The sequence below is a fragment of the Streptomyces sp. MMS24-W38 genome (genome assembly GCF_059889265.1).
Genome location: NZ_JCBCPP010000001.1, coordinates 6475784 through 6499266, shown reverse-complemented (window position 1 = coordinate 6499266; position 23483 = coordinate 6475784). Strand labels below are relative to the sequence as shown.

Here is a 23483-nt window from a genome sequence, read left to right as displayed (position 1 = left end):
TTCAGGTACTCACGTGCGTCGCGGCAGGCTCCAGCGGCTTACGACGGATGCGGTCGCGGGATGGTTATCACCATGGGTCGAAGGTGGAGCGCGCTGTCTTGAGACAGGCGCGCCGCTTGGTCCTGCAGATCGGCCAGCAGTGTGTCCGGCGCAAGCCTGCCGGCCCGCCGCCTCCGGTCGCTATCCTCCTCGGCGTCCCAGAGATCGACCGGGTACCAGCCGATGAGGTAGATACCCACGTCCGTCCCCGCCTCAGGCAGGTACCTGCCCGCCAGTTGCTCCGCCTGCGCGGTCATAACCCCCCGGTTCCAGGAGCCTTTGACCTCGATGACCAGCTTCACGGGACGGACGGAACCAGAACGCATGCCGTCACCGGGTGAGGGCAGGGCGTCGATAAGGATATCCGTGCGCTCGCCCGCGCCGTAGGCATCGGTGGGACGGATCAGCACTTCCCGGTTCACCGCGACACGGTGACCGGACAGCCGCAGAGCCAGTTCGTGTGTCAGGTAGGCGCACAGCGCCGCTTCGGGTTTGGGACGCCATGTATCCGGGACGGCCCGGTCGCCAGCGGCGGGGACGGGCTTCTTCCGAGAACGCTTGCCCGGGGTTCTGTCCCACAGTAGCTCTCCATGAGGGGGAAGCTCGCAGTCCACCTGTTCCAGGACCTCTTGCACGACCTCCAGAAGGTCTGTGCTGGTACGGATGACGCGTCGCGCGGGGTCTTGTAGCACCCTCACGACGTCCTCCAGACGCACTCCGGCCCAGCTCGCGGCTGCGTGCCGCTTCGTTGCGGCGACGAGTGCTGCGGCGATCTCGAGCCGGTTGGGGTACCGGGCCGCCAGGTGCCTCAACTGGTGAACACCAGCTGCGGTGCCCCGCCGGCTCAGCTCGCGCAGCAGGCCGTCTCTCCACTCACGCGCCTGTTCGGAGGCACTCACCCAACGCACTCCGAGGCGCGGCTCATCTTCCTCGGGGGCGTACAGGCTGCTCAGCCACAAATACAGGTCCGTAAGATCCGCCTCGTTGAGGGCGCTCTGGATCTGTGTGTGTGCCTCCGTCTGGGCACATGCCTCGGCCAGGCGGCGGCCGAGCTCCATGTCAGTTGCCGTGAAAGTCTTCGCTCGGGGCCAGTTCGCCTCGGCATCGGTCACCAGCAGGGCGTGGGCCGCGAGTGTAGCGATCTCCACGGCACTCTCCGTTTCCGGATGTTCGTCGAGCGCGGCGTCGACGATGCTGTCTGCGGTCTTGCTTCCAGCGGCCAGGAGAGGGATGAGCAGGCTGTGCCAAGTGCGCGCAGCAGCCTGGCGTGCCTCGTCGGTGTCCGCCAGGCGCAGTGGGGTGTCGGTGCGAGCTGGTGTGGCTCGCCCTGCCCCGGCCGCGACGGTCGGCGCGATGTTGAGACAAGCCGAGAGCTCGGTGGCGAGGTGTTCCATCGCGGTGCGCAGTTGCGCGGCCCACCGTGGGTCGACGGCGTTGAGCTCGATGGGCTGACGGCCGTGGGCGAGTGCCGCATGGGCCAGCTGGGTGATGCGGCGGGCCAGGGACTCGGGGGCATGGGTAGCCGCTCCACGCAGCAGCTCTTCGCGGGCGGCCTCGGTGTAGCTGGTCGACATGCCGAGGAATTCGGTGAGGATTGCGGCAGTCCACGAGGGCCAGGCCGGACCCGGCAGCTCGGCGAGACGGCCCTCGTGGTACAGCTCGTTCAGAAGGACATAGCCGGTCCACGAGCGCGGGTCCTGCCCGCAGTGCGCGAGCCAGAAGTCGGCGTGATCGTGTTCGGCGGTGAGGTAGCGCAGTGCGAGCTCTGGGAGGCCCGGCAGTTCGTCGTCGAGAACGACGGCGCCTGGCCAGGTCCGAACGGGACCGGATGGGGACTGTATCTGGCCCGTTACCGGGTCGGTGCGCAGCCCCCATAGGAACTGCTGCAGGCTGCCGTTGTCACCGTTCCGGGCCTGGGCAAGGAGCTGGGTCTGAGAGGCGGTGAAGGCCGCCGCTTGCGGCCAGGAATGGTGCTCGGCGCGATGGTTACGGCGTAGCGACTTCGCCAGCGTGCTGTCGAGGCGGATCGCTTCGTAGAAGGGGCGCAGGTAGGGCCAGGCGGCGTGCTTCTCGTCGTAGGCCAGCTCAAACGCGGCGTGATCGTCACGCGGGAACAACAGGGAGGCCAGTTCGCCGTACGCGGTGACGAGTCTGTCGTTGCCGGATGCTGCTGCTCGCGCCGTCTGTTGTAGTGCCCATGCGAAGTCCGTCCCATCCACCAGTTGATGACGTAGGGCCGGTGGGTTCTCCGAAGCGGCATGCCTTCGCAGCGACATGCGGGCTTTCCAGTCTCGGATGATGATCCAGGAGGCTTCCCGCGGATTGAGTTCCAGGCGGACGGCCTCGTTGACGAGAGCATCGGCCAGAAGCCGACGCAGCGACTGAACGCGCGGCGTTTCCTGCCCGTGCTCTGCGGGCTGCAGGCAGTCCGGAAGGTGGACCTTGTGATGGTCACGGAGGAGACCGAGAACGATCTTCGCCAGGACGTCCAGGTGCTGCGTCGCGTGGGGGCTGCTGAGGGTGCGGTCGATCAAGGAGTCGATCAGCGAAGACTCGATGCGGTGGGACGCAAAGAGGAAGCTACCTTCCGGTGGCCCCGGTTGGAGAACGGCCTTCTGTGTCCAGGCCAGGAGGTCCGGCAACTGCTCGTCCGGGCACTGGCCCGGCATGGTCCTCAAGAAGTGGGCATACATGCCATAGGTGTGCGGGGACGGGGGGCGGAGCGCGTCCAGCATCGTGGTCACGTCCAGGTGTTCTGGCCACAACAGGGTCAGTATGGTGCCCCGGAGGTCGTGGTCGGGATCCGCCGTCTTTGCGCAGGAGGGATCGGCCAGGGAGGCGAGTACTTCCTTCAAAACGGGCACGGAGCGGTCGACGTCGCATTCAAACGCCGCGCGGGCCGCCAGACGGCGCTCCACCTGGTGCCAGCTGTCGTTCTCTGCCAACCACAAGAGCACCTGCGCCAGCCGGGGGTGAGCCGCCCCGGCCTCCTGGGCCAGTTGCACGGCTAGGCGGATGCGTGATCGGGTCGGCCAGTCGGCAGCCTGGTCACTCGAGACCGCCTCCAGCGCGTCGGCCAGTTGGTCTGCCAGCAGCGGGTGCTGCAGGTCCCAGCGGGCGAGCTGCCAGCGGGTGTCGCCGAGTTCGACCTGCGCCGCACGTTCCAGGAGCCTTGCCACGGCCAGTCGGCGCACCTCGTCGGATCGCACCAGCGCGCTGTGCACGGCCAGGCTCTCGGGATCGGCGGCAGCCAGCCAGTCAGTGGCCGTGGGGTTCAAGGCCACCAGCCAGGCAGCGGTCTCCCGCAGCGGCGGGGGGATGCTTGCGGTGTCGCCGGCCGGTGCGCTGACCAGGAAAAGGTTCTCGAGCTGCCGCTGTGTGGTTGCGCGGTCGGTGAGATATCGGGCCGCCAAGTAGGCGGCCACCGACGAATGCCGGAAGGTCACCCTGTTGTTGTCCGGCGCGGTGAACAAAGCCGTCGCCAGCGTCTCCCCCAGCACCCGGGGCGTGACCTCGTAGGAGCCCGCTGCGGTTCGCTCCATGCCACCCGCCAGAGCGTCGCCCAGCAGGTCGAAGTCGCCCGCAGTGAAGGCGGTGCCTCGCCACACAGTGCGGCGACCGGACAGCAGCATCCAGGCGGCAATGCGTCCCGCCGCTCCCAGACGCTGCACCGTGGTGGTGGTCACGGCTTTACTCAGACGGTTCCGGTCGGGTTCCTCCGCGAGCCAGTGGACACCACGGGCGAACAGTTCCTCAGGCGTGCCGTGCAGTCGGCCGTCGGCCCGGTAGGTCATCACCAGCAATTCCAAGGTCAACGGAACACCAGCCAGCGCCGCGGCACCGGCCGCCTCGGCCTCCGACACCAGTTCCTCACCGGGCACACCGGCGCTGTCGGCCAGCGCCACAGCCTCCTGCCGGCTCAAGGGAGCCAGATCAACGCACCAGCACGCCCGAAAGGCCTCGGACAGCACAGGCGTCATGGCCCCCGGGTAGTCGGCCGTGCGGCAGGCCATAAGAAACCGGACCCGGCTCGTGTCCCGCCTGCGCAGCGACCTCTGCAACCGCCTCGGCAGGGCGGCAAGGATCGGGCTCTCGTCGGCCTGGTCCAGGACGACAGTCAGGACGCCGGCCTTCCCGCTGGCCTCACCCGCCGGCGGTAGGGCGTCGAGGTGACGGCCCAGCTCGTCCTGATAGGAGACCTCCGTCAGGTCCGCGCCCATAATCCACAGACAGGCGTCGGCGTCGGCGTCCCATGCATCTACGACACGGGACAGCCTGCTGGTGAGATCCTCCAGCACTGAGGTCTTACCAGCCCCCGGCTCGCCCAGCACAACCATCGCCCCAGCCGCCGCGACCGCAGAAGGCAGTGCCAGTACTCCCTCACGCAGTCCTACCGCTTCCGTGACCACCTCCTCGTCACCCTCGCGGAACGCCTCGGCGGCCAACGGCATCACGTCTTCCGCCGTGGCACTCCCGCCACGCACGCGGCACACTCGAAGTACGCGGAAGCCGAAAAGGTCATCTGCCATGATTCGATCCTCTCAAGCCCCACTGACAACCAGCTTGACCATCTGCCAGTAAAAGCACTTGAAGGCGAAGCACCTGACGGCCCGCGGCTGGCTGGCCGAGCAGCAGCCGGGCCGGTTCAGTGCCTTCGGCGCCGATGGTGAGCGTGAGAAGGGTCTTGTCACCACTGTCGATGTTGACGGTGGCGCTGGGCAGCAGCTTGCCAGTCTTGTCCTCCTTGGTCTTGAGGGTGACAAAGGGTCGACGACGGTCACCTGGGCGGTGGCGCCGGACGTAACGGTCACGTCCTGATCTGGGACGACCTCGTGGAGCGGGCTGCCCAAAGCGGTCTCCTTGAGCCGGTAGCTGCCGGGTACGAGACCAGGGACTTTGCGTGTAGGAGATCTGTCCGGTTGAGCATGTAGGTCCCGGTTGATCACCCCAGTCCGAGGGCGGCGAGGGGGCGTTGGGGATCGCGGGCGTGGTGGCGGGTGGCGGCAGCGACGTTGGTGTCGCCGTTCTGGCGGAAGACACTGATCGCAAGATTGCGCAGGGTGGCCATCACCCGGGGCAGGCTGCCGGTGCGGATCTTCGAGGCGTCCTCGGCGAACGTGGTGTCGCGGACATGGTGGAGCTGGTTCTCGATCTTCCAATGCCCGCGGATCCAGTCGGCGATCTGCGCTCCCGTCGCGGCGCCGGGCGAAAGACTCGTGACGAAGTACAGCCGCTGGATCGTGGTCTTCCCGCCGGCCAGGTCCCTGCGGTAGCGGACGACCTGGAGGGCCTGGCGGGCTCCGGGGTAGTCGAGGTGCCGGAAGGCGACGGTCTTCAGCCGGCGTGTCTCGATCCGGCTGCGGCCGGTGGTCCTGTCCTTGTGATCGAGGGCGATCTCGCGCCAGGGCAGCTTCCTCAGCGTGGCCAGGAGGGTCGGATGGTTGCCCTTCACCACGGCGACGTAGTGGGCCTGGCGGTTGCGGAGCCAGATGCCGTTCGCGTGCTGGGTGTGGGCCGCGTCCGCCGTGACCACAACGTTCTCCAGCTCCAGGCCGTCCAGCAGGGGGATGAACTCGGGCGTCTCGTTGCTCTTCGCGTCGATCTGCCGCTGCCCGACCACGGTGCCGGTGTGGTCCATCGCGGCGAGCAGCCACACCGCCCTCCCGTCACCCCTCCTCGATCCACGCAGTTGCTTCCCGTCGACGGCGACCGCCCGCCACCGCGCATTCTCCTGGCCGCGGCCGGCGGATCTGGCCCGCAGGAACGCGCTCACCGCCACGTCGAGGGCTTCACCGTCGAGGCGGGCCAGCAGGCGCATCACCGTCGTCGGATGCGGCACCACGACCGTCTTCGTGAACGGATCGACGGTGAGCCCTGCCGCCCGAAGGGCCCAGACCGGAGCGTCCGCGATCCACTCGACCGCCGCGGCCAGGGACTTCGCGCCGGCCAGCACGCCCGCAGCCACGGCGGCCAGGACGGGCACCAACGGGAAACGTCGCCCGCGCCGACTACGTGGATCGGGCAGACCGGCAAGGAACTGGGCAAGGCAGGCGGCGTCCGCCAGCGGCCGCGGTGATTCGGTATGGGCCAGTTGTTCCAGGCCCGACGGCATGCGAGAGGATGAGACAGCAGGCATGGGTCTTCGGTTGTGGTCACGTGAACTCGACACTCACATGATCACCGCACCTGTGCCTGCACCCGTTTCCGGCCCCGTACCCCCGGACATGACGGCTGATCACCGGGCGATCCCGCTCAATCCGCGAACACGCAAAGCCCCTGGGTACGAGACCGGTGGAGGTTAACTTGCCGTGAGCATCAGCTCTTTCGGCAGGGAGGACACGGCGGAGGCCCAGGTGAGTGTGCCGGCTACAGAGGCGGCGATGGCGGTCAGCCGGACGGCACTGCGGACGACACAGGCGTACATGAGGGAGGGGGGCTCCTTGATTGGTTAGAGAGCGAAGTCAGCGGGTCCGGCTCGGAGCCGAGTACGGCAGGGACGGAACCTTGCGGGCGGTCCGGGCGGTAGCGCGGGCCAACACGGGCGGCGGCCAGGAGCCGGGGAACCAGACGGAGGCGTACTGCTCGATGGCGTCCCGCAGGCCGTTAGTGTGGGCGCCTTTCCACGGCGCCCAGTCAGGGGCGTCCCTGTGCTCCTTGAACACGGCGTATCCGGACGCACTCGGCGTCCGGCCATACGCCGAATCGCGGTGGTCGAAAGTCTTGTGGTCCGCAAACCGCAGGTGGACGACGTCGAGTTCCCCTCGCTCCTGGTGGATCGTGGCGAGCCGTAGGCCGTTGTACTCGTCGGCTCGGATGGTGGGGCTGAAGTCGATCCGCAGCCGCAGAGGACCTCCGGCCGTAGGGGTGGCGTAGTAGGTGTTGCCGACAACGGCCGCGTCAGCGAAGGGAAGGTTCAGTTGGGCGAAGAACTCCTGGGTGTACATCGGCATGTGGGTCTCCGAGGGCTGGTCAGCGGCGGGGGCCCGGTAGGGCCGGTCGGCTGGTAGTGCTCCAGCGCGGGACGCTGGCGGTGGGGAGGGCAGCTGGGCGTCTGGAGGCAGCGCGCTGGACGTCGAGCGGCGTCGGGGCCGGTGGGCGCGGCGGGAGGATCGGGGTGAGGCGGGCCATGCCCTCGACGTAGCTGTGGGTGTCCTCGCGCCACCGGGGCAGCGGTGCGGGGTCGGAGACGCACTCGGTGACGGCCCGGACGAGGGCGACGGGGGTGTCGGTGCTGGCAGTGGCGTACCAGGCGGGGCGGTCGAGTGAGGTGCCGGCCCACAGCTGCCAGCGGGCGTCGCGGGTGGTCAGCTCGGCCTCCGGGTCGAGGGCCCCGGTGGTGAACTCCAGTCCGGCGAGCCCGTCGGCGGACCGGACGGCGAACACTTCCCAGCGGGGGCGGTCGATCTGCCAGCCGCGGTTGATGAGCGGTGCGACCGCGAGGAACGGGTCGCGGTCCCTGCTTCTGGGGTCGGGGGCGGCGAGGTAGGCGTCGGGGCCCTGTTCGTATGCCTCGGCAAGCGCGGTGGTGAAGGCGGTGACGAACTCCGTGGGACAGGAGTCGTTGAAGCAGACGCCCCAGGCCGGCGGTCCGAACGGGTCCTGGTAGGCGTTGATCCGCCACAGACCGTCGTCCTCGCCTTCCGGCAGGTAGCCGAGGCGGACCTTGCGGTCGGGAGCGTTCAGGTGGGCGTTGCCGAGGTCGTCGTTTGCCAGTTCCCAGCCGAGGTCGCGGAGCGGGGCGAGGCCGGGGTCACCGATCACGGTGCTGCCGGCGAGGTAGCGCGGGGAGACGTAGACGTCTCCGGCGATGGTGTGAAGGTCGTCGTGGGGTGGCACGCGGCTCCTGAGGGTAAATGGCGATGGGTCAGCCAGCGGTGTGCAGAAGGGCTGTCTCGAGGGCGTCGGGCCGGTCGGTGTAGTGCAGGGCGCGCAGCCCCAGGCTCCGGGCGGCGTGGCAGTTGTCGGCGCGGTCGTCGACGAACAGCACGCGCTGCGGGTCGCTGACGCCGGTGGCGGCCAGGGCGTGCCGGTAGGCGTCCGGGGCGGGCTTGCAGATCTCCAGCCGAGCCGAGTAGAAGGCACGGGTGATCAGGTGGTGGCGCCAGTCGGTGGTGTCGAGGACGTCGCTGAGGTAGTGCGGTGCGTTGGACAAGAGCACCATCGGCAGCCCCGTCTGATGGGCGCGGTGCAGGACATCCAGGACACGGTCGTCGGTAGCGGTCCACATGTCGGTGTCCACAGCGCGCAGTTCGCGCAGCAGGCGGGGGCCGGGGTGGGCGCCGAGGACCTTGGCCCAGTACGCCAGGTCGCTGAGCTGACCGGCGTCGTAGGGCTCGCGTGCGCTCCAAAAGGCGTGCTGGAAGCCGGTGAGGTCGTCCTCGGGCCAGGATGCGGTGCGCGCGAGGCGGAGCCACTGGCTGCGGGTGGGCTGGAGGCCGATGACGCCGTTGTAGTCGAGGATGACGGCGTCGAGGGCGGCGGTGTCCGATATCACGGGGTGGGTTTCTCCAGGGCTCGGTGGGCGAGTGCGGCGACGGTGGCCGCGAGCAGGGCGGGCAGCAGCAGTGCCGTGGGCAGGGTGGTGATGCTGGCGATGGCGCCGATGAGGGCGGGCCCGGCGAGCAGGCCCAGGTAGCCGGTGACGGCGACCGTGGCGACGGCGCCCGGGCCGCCGACGCCGGCGGCACTGATCAGGCAGGGAACCGTGGTGGACAGGCCGAGTCCGAAGAGCGCCCAGCCGGCCAGGGCCACGGAGGTGGTGGAGGCGAGGACGCCGGTGGTCAGCCCGGCCGCCGCGAGGACGGCGCCGGCCCGCACCACGGCAGCGGGCCCGAAGGTGGCGGTGAGCCGGTCGCCGGTCAGCCGCCCGGCGGCCATGGCCGCGCTGTAGAGGGCGAAGGCGGCGGCGCTCACCGCGGCGGAGGCGTCCAGGCTGTGCAGATGGATGGCCGCCCAGTCGGCGGCTGCTCCTTCTCCCAGCAGGCTGGCGGCAGCCAGCGCCCCCAGCTGGCTTTATCGAGCAGTAGCGATGTCGCTTCTCGATGAGTTTGGGAGGCGCCCCGTTCCACGGACGGGTGGTGTTGGCGAGTTTGGGAGGCGCTGGGGTTCTTGCCAGGGCAGCATCGGGATGCTCCTGGTGAAAGGTGCTGGTCATGCCGCAGATGTCGAAGGTCGAGCTGTACGCGGCGATCCGGCGTGACCATCGCGGCGACATGTCGATGCGAGAGCTCGAGCGCAAGCACGGCGTGACGTGGCGGACCGTGCGGAAGGCACTGGACTCGGCCTGGCCGGAGCCACGCAAGAAGCTGCCGCCCCGGGCCTCCGCTCTGGATCCGTACAAGCCGGTGATCGACGAAATCCTCCGGACGGACCTGGATGCGCCACGCAAGCAGCGGCACACCGTCACCCGGATCTTCCACCGGCTGGTCGAGGAACACGGCGCCGACGTCTCCTACGGGATGGTCCGCTACTACGTCGCCGCCAGGAAGCCCGAGATCCTGACCGAGTCCGGCAGGGCACCGCTGGAGGCGTTCGTCCCGCAGACCCACCAGCCCGGTCACGAGGCGGAAGTCGACTTCGGCGACGTGACCGTGCGCCTGGCCGGCGAGCTGGTGACCTGCTACCTGTTCTCCTTCCGGCTGTCGTACTCGGGCAAGGCCGTCCACCGGGTGTTCGCCTCCTGCGGCCAGGAAGCCTTCTTCGAAGGCCATGTCCACGCACTGCGGACGCTGGGTGGTGTCCCGCGGAGCAAGGTGCGCTACGACAACCTCAAGGCCGCCGTCGCCCGGGTACTGGGACTGAGCCGGGCGCGGGTGGAGGCCGACCGGTGGATCGCCTTCAAGTCGCACTACGGCATCGAGAGCTTCTACTGCCGCCCGGGCATCGAGGGCGCCCACGAGAAGGGCGGCGTCGAAGGGATGATCGGCTACTTCCGTCGCAACCACTTCGTTCCCGTCCCCGAGGTCGCCTCGCTCGCCGAGCTGAACGAGATGGTCGAGCAGTGGGACCGGCAGGACGATGCCCGCCGCATCGGTGCCCGGTCCAAGACCGTCGCCGAGTGCTTCGCGCTCGAGCGGCCGCTGCTGGTGCCGCTGCCCGAGGAGCCGTTCGAGACGGGCCGGCTGTTCACCCCGCGGGTTGACCGCTACGGCCAGATCCCGGTCCGCACCAACCGCTACTCGGTGCCGATCCGGCTGATCGGCAAGCGGGTGCGGGTCGTGCTGCACGCCTCTCACCTGGTGGTTTACGACCAGAATGTGGAAGTGGCCCGGCACGAGAGGCTGATCGCCAAGGGCGCCGTGCGCCTGGAGCTGGATCATTATCTGGAGGTCCTGGTCCGCAAACCCGGCGCGTTTCCCGGGTCCACCGCTCTGGAACAGGCCCGCTCGGCGGGCAAGTTCACCCCGGTCCACGACGCGTGGTGGGCTCAGGCTCGGAAGGTCCACGGTGAGCGGGACGGCACCCGCGCGCTGATCGAGGTCCTGCTGCTGGGCCGGCACCTGCCACACGAGCACATCGTCGCCGGCCTGGCCGCGGCCCTGCGGGCCGGGGCGATGACCGCTGACGCGGTCGCGCTCGAGGCCCGCAAGGCCGCCCAGGCCGAGACCGAACCCGCCCCGTCAGGCCAGCCGTCGCCCGGCAAAGCGCCGGCGAACGTGACGTCCCTGCATGAGTGGAAGCTGTCTCATCTCCCGCCGGACACCAGGCCACTGCCGTCCGTGGCCCCCTATGACCAGTTGCTCCGACGTCGTCGCGCCAGCGGCGGTGACCACCGAGAGGGAGAAGCACAGTGACCCTGCCCCGCCAGCGCGGCTTGACCGAGCAGGCCGCCGACGCCGCCATCGACACCGCCTGCCGCCTGCTGCGGCTGCCGTCGATCCGTAACGAGTTCTCCGAGATCGCCGACCGGGCGATGAAGGACCAGATGACCTACCGCGGCTTCCTCGCCGAGCTGCTGATGGCCGAGTGCGACGACCGGGCCCGCCGCAGGTCGGAGCGGCGGATCAAGGCGGCGGGCTTCCCGCGGGAGAAGTCGCTGCGGGCGTTCGACTTCGAGGCCAACCCGAACATCGACCCGGCCACGGTCCACACGCTCGCCAGCTGCGAGTGGATCAAGAAGAGTCAGCCGCTCTGCCTGATCGGCGACTCCGGCACCGGCAAGTCGCACATGCTGATCGCGCTGGGCACCGAGGCCGCGATGAAGGGCTACCGCGTCCGCTACACGCTTGCCACCAAGCTGGTGAACGAGCTGGTCGAGGCGGCCGACGAGAAGCAGCTGAACAAGACCATCGCCCGCTACGGCCGCGTCGACCTCCTCTGCATCGACGAGCTGGGATATATGGAACTGGACCGGCACGGCGCCGAGCTGCTGTTCCAGGTTCTGACCGAGCGCGAGGAGAAGAACAGCGTCGCCATCGCCTCCAACGAGTCGTTCGGCGGCTGGACCAAGACCTTCACCGACCCGCGTCTCTGCGCGGCCATCGTCGACCGCCTGACCTTCAACGGCACCATCATCGAGACCGGCACCGACTCCTATCGCCTCGCCAGCACCCGGGCACGAGCCGAGGAGCCGACGAAGGCCGGCTGAGCTCAGGGCGACCAGACATACGGTGTCGTCGTGGTGACCGCGTGCAGGCCAAGGCGGGTGAGGATCGGGGCGCTGTCGGCTGAGGCGTCGACGTAGACGTAGGGGACATCGCGGGCAGCAGCGAGTTGGGCTCGGTGGGCGACCATGGCCCGGTAGATGCCCTGTCCGCGCCATTCCTTGAGCGTTGAGCCGCCCCAGAGGCCGCCGAAGTCGACGCCGTCGTTGAACACCAGCCAGGCGGCGCAGACGACTTCGGCGCGTGCCTCGGCGACGAGGACGATGGTGTTCTCCGGGGCGTTCTCGACCCGGGCGGCCAGGTCGTCGGCGAGCCAACTCCAGTCCTCGCCCCAGACGGTGCTCTCCAGAGCGGCGATGCGCTGGAGGTCTGATCTGGCGGTGACACGGCGGAGGGTCACGCCGTCGGGCAGGACGGGGTCGGCGGCAAGGTCTGCGGCCTGCCCGATGAGCACCGTCTCGCTGTCCTCGGCGACGAAGCCGGCCGCGGTGAGCCGGTCGGTGAGGTCGGTGGGGAGATCATGGGCGCGAGTCTTCCATTCGACTGCCTCACCACGGGCAGCGTAAAAGTCACGCTGCCGCGCTATGAGCGTGTCGAGTTCTGCCCCGTACACACCGAGGTCGCGTGGGCCCGTGACGAAGCCACGGTGCCAACCGACGACACGGGTCAACGGGCCGTCCCTCTCGACGCGGGCGCTGCCGCCAGGCGGGGTGACACCACGGAGTTGGGCGTCATACGCGGTGCGGAGTTCGTCGATCAGAGTGTCCTTCACTCGAACACCGTACGGACCGGGTCAAGTGAATAATCGCCGGTCGAAACCGCGCGAACATCAAGGGCTGCACTGCCTCACCCGGCCACCGGAGACCAAAACAGGTACTGGCCTCTGCCGCTACCTGCCTCGACGGCCAGCCGCTCTTCGAGCGGCTGGCCGTCGGCACGTTCGCATCCACGCAGTGCCGTCATTTCTCATCCATATTCCAGAGCCGGTTGATCACCAACTGCCTCCGGAAACCGTCGACAAACGCTGTTCTTGGAGATCAACGAAGCCACCCAGCAGCCACAGCTTTGTGGACGGCAGCGACGCTCCGGTCTCGTCCTGTCCCGTGGGAGCCGGTGGCTGGTCGGTGCCTGTCAGCGTCCGGGTTGCCGGGGTGGCGGCCAGCGCGGCACCGGCCAGGATCAGGCCGGTCGTCAGGAAGAGGGTGCGGTGTGTGGTGTGGGCGGTGATCGCGGCCAGGGCGGCACCGGCGAGGGCGCCGAGGGAGTAGGCGGCGTGCAGGGACGACATGATCGGTCTGCCGTAGGCATTCTGGCAGCGCACCGCTGCGGAGTTGGCGGCGACGTCCAGCACGCCATGGGTGACCCCGAAGGCGAGCGCGGCCACGAGCAGCGAGGGGAGATTGTCGCAGCGGCCGAGGATGGCCAGGCAGCCGGCGAGGCCGACTGCGCCGCAGGTGAGCAGCGCGGGCAGGCGTTCAGGCCGGGTGAGCCGGCCCCCGGCCTGCAGTCCTGCCACCATGCCGAGGGCGGCGGCCAGCAGGACCATGGACAGTTGCGCGGTGCTCAGGTGGGCAGCCTGCTGGACGGCCGGCATCCGTGCGCCCCAGACGGCCATGATCGCCCCGAGGCCGAAGAAGTAACCCGTCAGCAGGCCGCGGCTGCGGCGGACGGAGTCGGTGGCCCGGTTCATGCGTTCAGGCCGCTGCGGGAGGTCTCACCCGCGGCGCGGGGAGAGATCTGGATGCCGAGGGCACGAACGGCCTGTTCAGCACGGGACTGGGCGAGGTCTGCCGTGGACGCTGTGGTGATCACGTAGCCGATGCGTGCGGTGAACATGTCGCCGCCGTCGCCGGGCAGGACCAGCTCGTCGCCCGGATGGTGCTGGAAGTGGACGTGCTCCAGCCACTGCGGGCGGGGCCCGTCGAGGCGGAGGCGGGTGAGGATGCCCGAGGTGTCGGGGTAGATCAGGCGGATCGCGGCGGCGGAGGACCTGGTCGGGGTGAGGTCGGGGGCGCGGTCGCAGGCGATGTCGGCTGCGGCGCGCGGCAGGTCGATGCCGGTGGCGAGGCGGACCAGGTGGCCGATCATGTCCCCGGCCAGTCGGCCGTTGACCTCGACGAGCCGGGGCCGCCCGCCGACGAGGCGCATCTCGACGTGGCTGACGCCGTCGGTGATCCCCAGGGCATGAATCGCGGCCCGTGCGACAGGGGCGACCTGGGCGAGGAGTGGGTCTGCGGCGTCGACGGAGTGCGCGAGTTCCTCGAAGTACGGCGGGGTGCTGACGGTCTTGCGGGTGACGGCGACGACGGTGGTCTCGCCTTGGGAGGTGGCACACTCGACGGAGATCTCGGGGCCGTCGAGGTACTCCTCGACCAGCACGTCGGTGCTCTCCAAGCCCAGGCCGGCGGCCCGGTCGGCGAACGGGTAGGCAGCAGTGAGTTGGCCGGGGTTGTCGACGCGGATCACGCCGATGCTGGCCGCGTGGGCGGCCGGCTTCAGGACGACCGGGTAGCCGATCCGTTCGGCCGCGGCCCGTGCCTCATCCAGGGTGCGGACGCTCACCGATGCGGCTGACGGGACATCGTGGCGAGCGAACAGGCTCCTCGCGGTTGCCTTGTTGCGGCATGCCTGCATCGCCTCCGGGGCGGTGGTCGGCAGGCCGAGCTGGCGGGCGAGGCGGGCGAGGCGGGCGACGGGGACGAGATACCACTCGGTCCACGTGAACACCCCGGCGAGATCGTGGTGTTGGGCCAGGTATCGGCCTGCGGCGGACAGTGCCGCCTGATCGGTCGGGTCGGGCAGGACCATGCAGTCCCGGATGTACGGGACCTCCCACGACGGCTCCTCGTCGGTGATGAGGACGACGTCGTAGTCGGCAGCAACGCTTTCGAGGCAGTAGCCCCGGTAGCCTTCGGCTTCCATGTCTGCGGAAGCGACGAGCAGAACAACGGGACGGTCGGACAAGAACAGGCTCCTTGAGAGTTCAGGGGGTGGAAGATGTCTGCCTGCTGCCGTTCACGGGCTGCGCCGGCGGTGGACCTCGGTAGCGGAGGCCCACTCGGGGTGCCCTCTCTGTCAGCCTTGAGTGAGACACCCGGCTCTGCCGGGTTAGCCTGAGAGGGCACCGACAGGAGAACCACCTCCCTCATGACCAGCAAGAACCCCGCGTCCGATCCCGCTCCCCGGCCGAAGCGCCGCTCCTTCAGTCCGGAGTACAAGCTGCGGATCGTCGCCGAGTACGACGCGGCCCCGAAGAACGAGAAGGGTGCGATCCTGCGCCGCGAGCGTCTCTACCACTCGCACGTCAAGGAATGGCGGGCCGCGCGGGACGCCGGCGCCCTGGAGAAGCTGGTCGACCGCCGGACCAGTCCCGCGAGGCCGAAGAAGTCGGCCGCCGAGGCGGAGAACGAGAGACTGCGGCGCCAGGTGGAGCGGCTCGAGAAGGAGCTGGCCCAGAACAAGGCCGCTCTGGAGGTCATGGGAAAAGCTTCTGCGCTCTTGGAAATGATCTCCAGGAGCGCGGACTGAAGTCTGCCGCCGCCCCGGTCGTGGACGACGCCTTCCACGGCGTCGAGACCGAGCTCGGTGTCGTTGCCGCGTGCCGGCTGACCGGCCGTTCCCGTGCCACCCACTACCGTCGGCTACGGCCACCGGCCCGGCCCGGGCCCCGCGCGGTCGGCGTCCAACCGTCCGCCCTGAGCGCCGAAGAGCGCCTGACGGTGCTGGAGTTGATGAACAGCGCCGAGTACGCGGAACTGCCGCCCGCGCAGATCTGGGCCCGTGAGCTGGACGCCGGGCGCTACCACTGTTCGGTCTCCACGATGTACCGGATCCTTCGGGAACAGGGCCAGAGCGGTGAGCGCCGCCGCCAGGCGACCCACCCGGCGCGGGTGGTGCCGGAACTGGTCGCCACCGGCCCGTCTCAGGTCTTCTCCTGGGACATCACCAAGGTGGCCGGGCCCGCCAAGGGCGTCTGGTACCACGCCTACGTCATCATCGACATCTTCAGCCGGTACATCGTCGGCCACACCGTCGAGCGCGCCGAGTCCGCCCTACGGGCCGAGGAACTGATCCGCGAGACCATCGCCCGCAACGGCATCGTGCCCGGGACCGTGCACGCCGACCGCGGCACGTCCATGACTTCCAAGAAGGTGTCCCAGCTGCTGATCGACCTGGGCGTCACCCGGTCGCACTCGCGGCCGAAGGTCTCCAACGACAACCCCTACAGCGAGGCTCAGTTCAAGACCACGAAATACATGGCGGACTTCCCGGAAAGGTTCGATTCGCTGGCCCATGCCCGTGAGTGGTTCGACGCGTTCATCGCGTACTACAACCACGAGCACCGCCACTCCGGTATCGCCTGGCACACCCCGGCCAGCGTCCATTTCGGCACCGCCGAAGAGGTCCGCGACCAGCGGGCCGCCACCCTCGCCCAGGCCTACACACACCACCCCGAACGCTTCGGACGCCGCCCCCGGCCACCCGAGATACCCCGGACAGCCTGGATCAACGATCCCGCCAAGCGCCGCGAATCAGCACCACAAACCTCATAGCATCACAACTGTCTCACTGGACTTGAAATCTTCCGGTGAGCGGCGAGCAGCCTGCGGGTGATGGCCGGCCCCCAGAGGAAGGCGAAGGCCGGGCAGTCCGTCCTGGCTGATGGTGGGCATGAGGGGCAGGGACCCTGTCGTGCAGAGGGTCAGGGCACCGGCGTCGGTGGGGCTGGCAGGGTGCGCAGCCGGGTGAAAGCGGTTGCCAGACCGGCTGCTTGGAGCAGCGCGGCGGCGGTGACGGCGTGCCCGAGCTGGGAGGGTGGGAGGGCGGCGACGAGCAGTCCGGCGGCGGGGAACGGCAGCAGGAGCAGCAGGATCGTCAGGCTGAGGGTGCTGCCGAAGACGTCGGCTGGGATCAGGTGGGAGCGCAGGGTGCGCAGGACGACGGTGAGGCCGCCTTCGCCGGCCATCAGGACGGCGATCAACAGCAGGTAGCTGTGGTAGGCATCGGCCTGGGAGACGGCGAGGGTCGCTCCGGCAGCGAGAACGGAGGCTGCGGCGCCGACCGGCCACAGTCCCCAGCGGTCGATCGCCCGGCGGGCGGCGGTGAGGGCGAGCAGGGAGGCGACAGCTGCGGCGGACCAGATGAGTCCGGCGTCCGCGCTGGAGCGCCGTAGTTCGGTGATCACGATCACCGGCATGGCCGCCTGTAGGACGGCGATGGCCGTGTTGGAGACCATAAGGCCGCCGACCAGCCAGGCCAGGACGGGCAGCGAGCGCAGTGTCGCCCATCCCATCCGTAGTCCTCCCTTGGCCAATGCCGCGCTCGGCGGCGTGTTCCGTTCCCCGGATCCGAGGGCGGCGGCGAGCAAGGAGAAGGCCGCGAGTGTGCCGAGCATGGCGGTCGGCCCGCCGTGCTCCAGCAGCAGGCCGGCAACCAGCGGTCCAGCGAGCATGGCGGTCTGGTCGATGCCCAGCAGCACGGACTGCACCCGGTGGGCCTGAGCGCCCGCGCTCCGGCTCGCTGCGCCGCCGACGGTCTCGGCGGCCACGTAGCTGAATTCGGTGAGGATGCCGGTGGACGCGGCCAGCAGCATGACCGTGGCGGTCACCGCCGGCGACCCGGCGTCGAGCGCGGTCAGGACGCCGGCGGCGGCAAGCACGGCCAGGGCCCGAGCGAGGCAGGCTGCCCGGAAGACACGGGCCGTGCCGTGACGGTCGACAACGGTGCCCACCACGGTGAAGGCCGCGATGCGCGGAATCCATTCCAGTGCGAAGGCCAGGCCGGTCAGCGCAGTCGACCCGGTAGCGGCGAGGACGAGGAGGGGGATGCCGTAGGTGGCCATCGCGAAGGCGGCACCGTCGGCGCTGCGCGGCAGGTAGATCCCGCGCAGGAGGCCAGGGGTAGACGTCACGCGACGACGCCATAGGCGCTGCGGTTTCGCTGATGGGCGTGGGCCCACTCGGCCATCAGCCGGTGGATGCGGCCGAGTTCGGCAACGTGCTCGCCGTCGGGATCCTGCGTGCCGGCTGTCGGCGTTCCCAGGAGGGCGAAGGTGTGCTGAATCCGTCCGGCGAAGTCACACAACGGAGCGGGGTAGTTGTGCCGCCGGGCCCACCGCGCGGTCGCGTCGTAGACGTCGGCGAGGTCCCGGCCGGCTGCCGAGAGGCCCACGCTGCCGGGGGCGCGGGTGAGGAGTCCGAGGGCATCTGCCTGCTCGATGGCCTGGCGAATCTGACGGGTGGAGAGGTCCGCGAGGGTGCGTGCCAGGCCGCGCACAGGTATCGCTCCGTGGTCGTCGATCTCGCTGACCAGGCGAATCAGGCTTGCGGAGGACAGCACCGTGCACATGTCGCGGAGCTGCTGGTGGGAGAGAGCGGGAATCATCGGCGGGCTCCCCCGGGCAACAGGACGGCCTTCACTCGGGCGGGGGCGGCATGGGAGAACAACTCGCTGGGTTGCCAGCCGGGGCGGCGTGCGGGCTGCGTCGGTACGGCGGGGGCAGGGATCCCGGGCTGGTGGCTGGTCCAGGCGGCAGCAGGACTCGCAGGTCCGGGGGCGGGTCGCCCCCAGAGCGGATGCAAGGCGGCGTGGTCGAGTGGTCGTCCGGCGGACCACGTGGACAGGGCTCCGAAAACAGGGCCCAGAGCGTCACCGGCCCGCGAGAGGCGGTAGGGCTGCCCGTTGCCCGCGGTCATCACCAGGCCGTCATCGATGAGTTGACGCAGCGGCGGGTAGATGTTGGTCCAGTAGCCGTCGGGGATGACGATGCGGGCCAGGGCCCGAGCAGACACCTCCTGCCGTGACTTGAGCACCCACAGGATCGCGGCAGCCTGTCGGCGGGCGAGGAGGGTGAGACTGTCCTCGACCTGTTCGATCGCGGACAGCGGCTGCCCCGGCTTCTCCAGATGTTCCTCGGCCCAGGCAGCCATCACCGGAAGCACCGGTAGGAGTTGTCGGCCCCGGATGGTGAGGCCGTAGGTGACGTGACGCGCGGAGTGTTCGGTGCGCTCGGCGAGGCCGGCATCGCACAGCGAGCGGATCTTGGGATGCAGCTGGCCGCTCTGGAGATACGGCAGCTTGGCCGCGATCTCCGTGTAGCGCTGGGGCGGTTGGTTCAGGGCCAGGAGGATCCGCACGTTCCAGCGCGGGGTGATCATCTGGAGGGCTTCGGTGACCCGGGCGACGTCGGCGTCGTCGGCGGGCGGCAGACCGGTGATGGCCAAGGGGGTGAACTCCTGGGGTGCGGAAGGCCGGGCGCTGGCGGGTCAGCGGCTCGGGGCGGGGCTCGCGGCCGGTACGGGCGGAGCGGCAACGGGTGCTGCCGCCAAGGTGGTGGGCGACTCCGGTGCCGGCGCGCGACCGAGGCTGCGCAGAACCGCGTCGGCGGTTGCGGCTTGCGTGTCGCGGACGGCCACGGCTTCGGCGAGGCGGCGGGCGCAGTCGAGGATGTGGGAGACCTCGTGGGCGCCGATCTGCCGCTCGGGTTGGGTCAGGTGCTGCAGCCGCTCTCGGTGCGCGGCGATGCTCTGTTCGGCGAACGCCAGGGTGTGGTGGCTGGCGAGGAGAGCGGCCAGCATGCCGGGGGCCTGGTCCTGGGCGTGTGCTTCGAGGCCGGGCAGTTCGGCGCCGTACAGGCCCTCGATCCGTGCGGCGATCTCAGCGGCGGTGGGAGGGGGCAATCGGTAGAGGCTCTCATCGTCGGCGGCTGCGGGCCGCCCCGACATGCGCGGGTGCCGGGGCGGCGGAGGCCGGGGGCAGGGTGGTGGTGACCGTCTGCTGGGCGAATCGGGCGGGGCGGGCCTGCGCGTGGAGCGGGGGCATGGTGTGCAGCAGGTCGTCCAGCGCGGCGCGGTAGCCGTCCCGGGCGGACAGCGCTGCCTCCAGCCACTGCGTGTCCATCCGCAGCTCGGCCGCGGACAGCTCGTCCATGTCGCGCTCGGGCGCCATCGCCTCGTGCACGCGGTCGCGGATCCGGGCGACCTGTTCCTCGGCCAGGGCGAGGAAGCTGCGCAGTTCCAGGGCCCGGGTGACGGCCGCGGAGGCGTCCGGGGCGGCGGCCTGCGCGTACAGGTCGGTGACCGGGACGCCGAAGACCTCGTGGAGTCGGGTGTCCTGGGTGCAGGGCTTGTCTCGGACGCTCATCGCAGGGCTCCTTGGCCGGTGGCCGTCGCCGTCGCGGGCCGGGCCGGTGCGCTGGTGGGCACGGCCGGGCCCGGTCGCCGACTGCGGTCGAGGCGGGCCAGCCGGTCTGCGGCGGGGCCCCGTTTGCCCGGTGCGTCAGGGTCGAGCAGCCACCGCACGACCATGGCACGCCCGTCGCGGGTGGAGACGGCGGCGTTGACGCGGTGGGCGAGGTCCATGGTGGGGTCATCGACCTCGTTGGGCTGCTTTTCCAGAGCGCGTAGGAGGTCGTCCTCCGCGCGCTCCAGTACGGTCTGGGATTCGGTGAGCAGGCCGTGCCAGCGCACGATGTCGGTGGCCTGTCGGTTAGCGTCCGGGGCGGCTGTGACGGCGGCCTTCAGCGTTCCGATGTACATGCCGAAGCGTTGCTCGATCTGCTCGGTGAGCACGCCCACGACATCGTCTGCATCGTCGGACACAGGGCTTTCCTTCCTGGGAGGCACACGGGATACAGGCAGGCGGAGTTCGAACCCCTGTCAGCCAAGGCACATGCGGACGTCGCGGTAGACGTAGGGGCCGGAGCCCCAGCCCCTCGAGCCGGTGGTCGTGTCCGTGATGTGGTGCCGGTTCCCGCTGGTCTTGTGGACGGTGAAGCGGTGGTCGCGGTGGAGAATGCCGAGCCGGGTGGACTTGACCGATGCCTTGGAGCGGATGTCGACGGCCTGTGTGCCGATGTCCCAGGGGTCGGGCCGGTCGCATGCCCGGGTGGTCGGCATCGTGCTCGGCGCGGATGCCGGAGCTGCCGTGGCCGCCGTCGCGGACACGAGCGGCAGGGCGAGCGCGCCGAGCACTGCGGCGGACAGCGCTATTCGGGATGAGCGCATGCGGAAGTAACCTTCGTACGGGAAAAGGGGAATGCAGAGAGGCGGACCGGGCGTTCGCCCTGTCGGCCGCTACTAGAGTCCATGGATTCGCCGGTTTGGCTAACCGGCGATCGTCGTCTATATTTCCGGCCGCTTCACAAGCTTGAGTTCAGCCTCGATCCACCGCGTGATCTTTGATCGCGCGGTGTGATTGGTTTCGGGGTGGATTTTCGGTTCCGGGCAGGGCGGGTTTCCGGATGGCCGTTCCGGTGGCGGGTTCTCCAAGGTCTTCCAGATCGTGGACGGGCGGGGGTCCGGTTGGTCAGGTCTGCATCCGCTGCCCGGTGGCGGTCCACAGGTCGGTGAAGTCGTCTTCCCACCGCCAGCGTTGGGGCAGATGCAGCACTACTCGTCGTCCCGGGCGGGCGATGCGGGCCGGAACGGCGATGAGATGACGGCGGATCGTGCCGGTCCGTGCCCGTGCATGGAAGGCGGAAGCGAGGTGTCCGGCCGCGCGGGTGAGGTTGTAGGCGGTGGCGGCCAGGGTGAGCCAGGCCGCGTTCGCGGTGAACTTCCCCGAGGGCAGGTGGGCCAGGGCGGAGTCCTCCAGATCGGCGAAGACCTGTTCCACCGCGGCGTGAGCACGATGCATGGGCTCGGCGTCGGTGAGGACGAAGGTGCTGTCGGTGAAGACCACATGATGGCGCCAGACCGCGAACAGCTCACTTTGTCCGTCGGGCACCGTCTTCGGGTTCAGCCGCTTCACACGGCGGACGATCAGCCGGGCGGTGGTGTGGAACTGCTTCTTCTTGCTGGTGAACGCGGTGAACGGGATCTCGGCGATCTCGGCGTCGGAGATCCAGCGTTCCTCCTCGGCGTCCCAGATCGCGTCGGTGTACCGGATCGGTGTCCAGGTGTCAGGGGGCATCGTCTCGATCGCCGTGCGGATCGTCTTGGTGACCGCGACGGCCAGCGAGAAGCGGGCGCCGGCCCGACGGCAGGCGGCGACGACCTTGTGGGAGAAGAACGCCGAGTCGGCGCGCACGATGATCTGCGCGGTGATCCCCATGGCCCGCACCGTGGTCAGCGCCTCGCGCAGCAGACTCGCCGCCCCCTTGCCGGAGCCGGCCGAGCCCCTGCGCAGCCTGGTGGCGACGATGACCGGCGCGCAGGTGGACGTCTTGACCGTGACGATCTGGAAGTGCAGCCCCCGGACCTTGGTGTAGCCGAACGAGGCGCCCTGCTTGGCCGGGCCGTAGACCTGCTTGACCTTGGAGTCGATGTCGACGAACACCACCTCGTCCGTCGTGGGCACCAGTCCGGTGTGGGCGGCCAGGTTGCAGGTGAACGCGCGTGTCGCGGACTGGAGTTGCCGGACGTGTCCCCAGGTGAAGGCGCGCAGGAAGGTGCCCAGCGTGGACGGTGCCCGCACCCCTGCGAAGAGCTTCCGCAGCCCTCCGTGCCGCAGGACATCCAGGTCGTCGATGGAGTCGGCGCCGGCGGCCATGCCGCCCACGATGCTCATCGCCTTCGCGTCGGGGGCCGTGCCAGGGCTCCGGCAAAGTCGTTTGGTAGCCCTGTGACGTGTGGTTTTGCGGGTGGGTGAGGTGCGCGGGCGTGTTCCGGTCCGGTTGGATGGAGGTTCCTACGCCTTCCGTCCGACCAGGGAACAACGCCCGCGCCATGCCATCGTCTCGCATCTGCGTGCCTGTTCGCACGCCCGTCCCGGAGCGCGAGCTCCTCGTCGACCTGCTCGGCCGGATGCCCGATCCGCGCCGCCGGCGCGGGGTCCGTCACCCGGTGAGTGCTCTGATCGCGGTCGCGGTGTGCGCGGTGATGGCCGGAGCGCGGGGTTTCACGGCGATCGGGGAGTGGGCCCGGGACGCCGGAGCGGTAGCCGTGAAACAGCTGGGCCTGGTGCGAGGCTCGGTGGACGAGTCGACGCTGCGGCGCCTGTTCGCGAGGCTGGACGCGGACCGCCTCGACGCGCTCCTGGGGACATGGGCGGCGACGAGGGCCTCGCTGGTCGCGGGCCGGCGGGTCATCGCGATCGACGGCAAGACCGTCCGGGGCGCACGCGGCGGTGACGCCCCGGCCCCACATCTGGTCGCCGCGCTCGCGCACGGTTCGGGAGCGGTACTGGGCCAAGTCGCCGTGCGCGAGAAGAGCAACGAGATCCCCGCGGCCAGAGAACTGCTGGATGCCCTCGACCTGGACGGGGCGGTGGTCACGATGGACGCGCTGCACACCCAGCACGCCACCGCGGCACTCGTGACCGAGGCCGGCGCCGACTACGTCCTGACCGTGAAGGCCAATCAGAAGTCGTTGTACGCACGGCTCAAGGCTCTGCCCTGGGCCCGGATACCTGCTGTCACCAGAACGGACCGCGGACACGGGCGCCGCGCCACCCGAACGATCAAGGCCGTCGCCGTCCCCGCCTGGATCGACTTCACCGGGGCCGCGCAGGTCGCCCAGCTGCGGCGCACCGTCACCAGGAAGGGCACACGGACGGTCGAGATCGTCTACCTGATCACCAGCGCGGACGCCCGCACCGCGCCCCCGGAGCTGCTGGCCACATGGGTGCAGTCGCACTGGGAGATCGAGAACCGCCTGCACTGGGTCCGCGACGTCACCTTCGACGAGGACCGCTCCCAGGTCCGCACCGGCAACGCACCCCGCGTCATGGCAGGCATCCGCAACACCGCGATCACCCTCCTCCGCCTCCACGGCCACCAGAACATCGCCGCCGCCCTACGACACCACGCCCGCGACACCGACCGCCCCGTCAGCCTTCTTCTGACCGCATGACCGACGACTTTGCCGGAGCCCTGGGGGGTGGTGCCACCGGGCCCGGGAG

Annotated in this window: 22 protein-coding genes and 2 pseudogenes; 6 read left to right on the top strand and 18 right to left on the bottom strand. The window is 69.6% G+C overall.

What is annotated here, in order from left to right:
* Positions 1-38: 38 nt before the first annotated feature.
* Positions 39-4568 carry an NACHT domain-containing protein gene (locus tag AC6F7H_RS28485; RefSeq protein WP_500759987.1) on the bottom strand — a complete coding sequence of 1510 codons (4530 nt, stop codon included), beginning with the start codon at positions 4566-4568 and terminating at the stop codon, positions 39-41.
* Between the two features lie 58 nt (positions 4569-4626).
* On the opposite strand from AC6F7H_RS28485, the gene AC6F7H_RS28480 reads away from it, so the two are divergent.
* Positions 4627-4857: a hypothetical protein gene (locus AC6F7H_RS28480; RefSeq protein WP_500759986.1), complete on the top strand. Its 231-nt coding sequence runs from the start codon at positions 4627-4629 to the stop codon at positions 4855-4857.
* A gap of 124 nt (positions 4858-4981) precedes the next feature.
* Here AC6F7H_RS28480 and AC6F7H_RS28475 read toward each other — a convergent pair whose 3' ends face one another.
* The 6 genes and pseudogenes from AC6F7H_RS28475 to AC6F7H_RS28450 form a co-directional block, all read right to left on the bottom strand.
* Positions 4982-6151, bottom strand: coding sequence for an ISAs1 family transposase (locus AC6F7H_RS28475; RefSeq protein WP_500759985.1), 1170 nt, complete (start codon positions 6149-6151; stop codon positions 4982-4984).
* Between the two features lie 186 nt (positions 6152-6337).
* Positions 6338-6463, bottom strand: coding sequence for a hypothetical protein (locus tag AC6F7H_RS28470; protein WP_500759984.1), 126 nt, complete (start codon positions 6461-6463; stop codon positions 6338-6340).
* 37 nt (positions 6464-6500) lie between these two features.
* Positions 6501-6989, bottom strand: coding sequence for a hypothetical protein (locus AC6F7H_RS28465; RefSeq protein WP_500759983.1), 489 nt, complete (start codon positions 6987-6989; stop codon positions 6501-6503).
* 19 nt (positions 6990-7008) lie between these two features.
* Positions 7009-7875: an SPDY domain-containing protein gene (locus AC6F7H_RS28460; RefSeq protein ID WP_500759982.1), complete on the bottom strand. Its 867-nt coding sequence runs from the start codon at positions 7873-7875 to the stop codon at positions 7009-7011.
* Between the two features lie 28 nt (positions 7876-7903).
* Positions 7904-8533 (bottom strand): HAD family hydrolase, encoded by a 630-nt coding sequence (locus AC6F7H_RS28455; RefSeq protein ID WP_500759981.1) that lies wholly within the window; start codon positions 8531-8533, stop codon positions 7904-7906.
* A pseudogene (locus AC6F7H_RS28450) lies at positions 8530-9045 on the bottom strand (MFS transporter); the annotation flags it as partial. The gene AC6F7H_RS28455 and the pseudogene AC6F7H_RS28450, both read right to left, overlap by 4 nt.
* A gap of 155 nt (positions 9046-9200) precedes the next feature.
* Between AC6F7H_RS28450 and istA the strand changes: the two are divergent.
* Together istA and istB are read left to right on the top strand one after the other, a co-directional pair.
* The gene (istA, locus tag AC6F7H_RS28445) at positions 9201-10832 is read left to right on the top strand and encodes an IS21 family transposase (protein WP_500761605.1); all 1632 of its coding nucleotides are present in this window, start codon (positions 9201-9203) and stop codon (positions 10830-10832) included.
* Entirely contained in the window at positions 10829-11626 is a 798-nt protein-coding gene (gene istB, locus AC6F7H_RS28440; RefSeq protein WP_500754609.1) for an IS21-like element helper ATPase IstB, read from the top strand. The genes istA and istB overlap by 4 nt, the downstream gene beginning before the upstream one ends.
* Before the next feature lie 2 nt (positions 11627-11628).
* Here istB and AC6F7H_RS28435 read toward each other — a convergent pair whose 3' ends face one another.
* The 3 genes from AC6F7H_RS28435 to AC6F7H_RS28425 form a co-directional block, all read right to left on the bottom strand.
* Positions 11629-12414 carry a GNAT family N-acetyltransferase gene (locus AC6F7H_RS28435; protein ID WP_500754610.1) on the bottom strand — a complete coding sequence of 262 codons (786 nt, stop codon included), beginning with the start codon at positions 12412-12414 and terminating at the stop codon, positions 11629-11631.
* Between the two features lie 219 nt (positions 12415-12633).
* Positions 12634-13332 carry an MFS transporter gene (locus AC6F7H_RS28430; RefSeq protein ID WP_500754612.1) on the bottom strand — a complete coding sequence of 233 codons (699 nt, stop codon included), beginning with the start codon at positions 13330-13332 and terminating at the stop codon, positions 12634-12636.
* Positions 13329-14564 (bottom strand): ATP-grasp domain-containing protein, encoded by a 1236-nt coding sequence (locus AC6F7H_RS28425; protein WP_500761607.1) that lies wholly within the window; start codon positions 14562-14564, stop codon positions 13329-13331. Before AC6F7H_RS28425 ends, AC6F7H_RS28430 begins: the two co-directional genes overlap by 4 nt.
* 225 nt (positions 14565-14789) lie before the next feature.
* On the opposite strand from AC6F7H_RS28425, the gene AC6F7H_RS28420 reads away from it, so the two are divergent.
* Positions 14790-15170 (top strand): transposase, encoded by a 381-nt coding sequence (locus AC6F7H_RS28420; RefSeq protein ID WP_500754603.1) that lies wholly within the window; start codon positions 14790-14792, stop codon positions 15168-15170.
* A 20-nt stretch (positions 15171-15190) separates the two neighbouring features.
* On the top strand, positions 15191-16195 hold the full coding sequence (locus tag AC6F7H_RS28415; RefSeq protein ID WP_109382741.1) for an IS3 family transposase: 1005 nt from the start codon (positions 15191-15193) through the stop codon (positions 16193-16195).
* 149 nt (positions 16196-16344) lie between these two features.
* Here the strand turns inward: AC6F7H_RS28415 and AC6F7H_RS28410 are convergent, their stop codons facing one another.
* From AC6F7H_RS28410 to AC6F7H_RS28375, 8 genes and pseudogenes are all read right to left on the bottom strand, one after another.
* Positions 16345-17553, bottom strand: a complete 1209-nt coding sequence (locus tag AC6F7H_RS28410) for an MFS transporter (RefSeq protein ID WP_500754613.1) — start codon at positions 17551-17553, stop codon at positions 16345-16347.
* Positions 17550-18026 carry a hypothetical protein gene (locus AC6F7H_RS28405; RefSeq protein ID WP_500754615.1) on the bottom strand — a complete coding sequence of 159 codons (477 nt, stop codon included), beginning with the start codon at positions 18024-18026 and terminating at the stop codon, positions 17550-17552. Before AC6F7H_RS28405 ends, AC6F7H_RS28410 begins: the two co-directional genes overlap by 4 nt.
* Complete coding sequence (locus AC6F7H_RS28400; protein ID WP_500754617.1) at positions 18023-18865, bottom strand: winged helix-turn-helix transcriptional regulator; 843 nt, start codon at positions 18863-18865, stop codon at positions 18023-18025. Before AC6F7H_RS28400 ends, AC6F7H_RS28405 begins: the two co-directional genes overlap by 4 nt.
* Before the next feature lie 42 nt (positions 18866-18907).
* Complete coding sequence (locus tag AC6F7H_RS28395; protein WP_500754619.1) at positions 18908-19321, bottom strand: hypothetical protein; 414 nt, start codon at positions 19319-19321, stop codon at positions 18908-18910.
* 13 nt (positions 19322-19334) lie between these two features.
* Complete coding sequence (locus AC6F7H_RS28390; protein WP_500754621.1) at positions 19335-19784, bottom strand: hypothetical protein; 450 nt, start codon at positions 19782-19784, stop codon at positions 19335-19337.
* Positions 19781-20242, bottom strand: a complete 462-nt coding sequence (locus AC6F7H_RS28385; RefSeq protein ID WP_500754622.1) for a hypothetical protein — start codon at positions 20240-20242, stop codon at positions 19781-19783. Before AC6F7H_RS28385 ends, AC6F7H_RS28390 begins: the two co-directional genes overlap by 4 nt.
* A 57-nt stretch (positions 20243-20299) precedes the next feature.
* On the bottom strand, positions 20300-20647 hold the full coding sequence (locus tag AC6F7H_RS28380) for an SH3 domain-containing protein (RefSeq protein ID WP_500754624.1): 348 nt from the start codon (positions 20645-20647) through the stop codon (positions 20300-20302).
* Positions 20648-20948: 301 nt separating this feature from the next.
* Positions 20949-22175, bottom strand: a pseudogene (locus tag AC6F7H_RS28375) (IS1380 family transposase); the annotation flags it as partial.
* Positions 22176-22309: 134 nt separating this feature from the next.
* Here AC6F7H_RS28375 and AC6F7H_RS28370 point away from each other — a divergent pair.
* Complete coding sequence (locus AC6F7H_RS28370) at positions 22310-23434, top strand: ISAs1 family transposase (RefSeq protein WP_500754596.1); 1125 nt, start codon at positions 22310-22312, stop codon at positions 23432-23434.
* Positions 23435-23483 lie beyond the last annotated feature (49 nt).

What these genes read in the sequence shown, in the direction of transcription:
- AC6F7H_RS28380 (WP_500754624.1), bottom strand. Translation starts at nt 20,647, where the DNA reads ATGCGCTCATCCCGAATAGCGCTGTCCGCCGCAGTGCTCGGCGCGCTC.
- AC6F7H_RS28470 (WP_500759984.1), bottom strand. Translation starts at nt 6,463, where the DNA reads ATGTACGCCTGTGTCGTCCGCAGTGCCGTCCGGCTGACCGCCATCGCC.
- AC6F7H_RS28425 (WP_500761607.1), bottom strand. Translation starts at nt 14,564, where the DNA reads ATGGAAGCCGAAGGCTACCGGGGCTACTGCCTCGAAAGCGTTGCTGCC.
- AC6F7H_RS28430 (WP_500754612.1), bottom strand. Translation starts at nt 13,332, where the DNA reads ATGAACCGGGCCACCGACTCCGTCCGCCGCAGCCGCGGCCTGCTGACG.
- istA (WP_500761605.1), top strand. Translation starts at nt 9,201, where the DNA reads ATGTCGAAGGTCGAGCTGTACGCGGCGATCCGGCGTGACCATCGCGGC.
- AC6F7H_RS28475 (WP_500759985.1), bottom strand. Translation starts at nt 6,151, where the DNA reads ATGCCGTCGGGCCTGGAACAACTGGCCCATACCGAATCACCGCGGCCG.
- AC6F7H_RS28485 (WP_500759987.1), bottom strand. Translation starts at nt 4,568, where the DNA reads ATGGCAGATGACCTTTTCGGCTTCCGCGTACTTCGAGTGTGCCGCGTG.
- AC6F7H_RS28465 (WP_500759983.1), bottom strand. Translation starts at nt 6,989, where the DNA reads ATGCCGATGTACACCCAGGAGTTCTTCGCCCAACTGAACCTTCCCTTC.
- AC6F7H_RS28420 (WP_500754603.1), top strand. Translation starts at nt 14,790, where the DNA reads ATGACCAGCAAGAACCCCGCGTCCGATCCCGCTCCCCGGCCGAAGCGC.
- AC6F7H_RS28390 (WP_500754621.1), bottom strand. Translation starts at nt 19,784, where the DNA reads ATGAGCGTCCGAGACAAGCCCTGCACCCAGGACACCCGACTCCACGAG.
- AC6F7H_RS28405 (WP_500754615.1), bottom strand. Translation starts at nt 18,026, where the DNA reads ATGATTCCCGCTCTCTCCCACCAGCAGCTCCGCGACATGTGCACGGTG.
- AC6F7H_RS28370 (WP_500754596.1), top strand. Translation starts at nt 22,310, where the DNA reads ATGCCATCGTCTCGCATCTGCGTGCCTGTTCGCACGCCCGTCCCGGAG.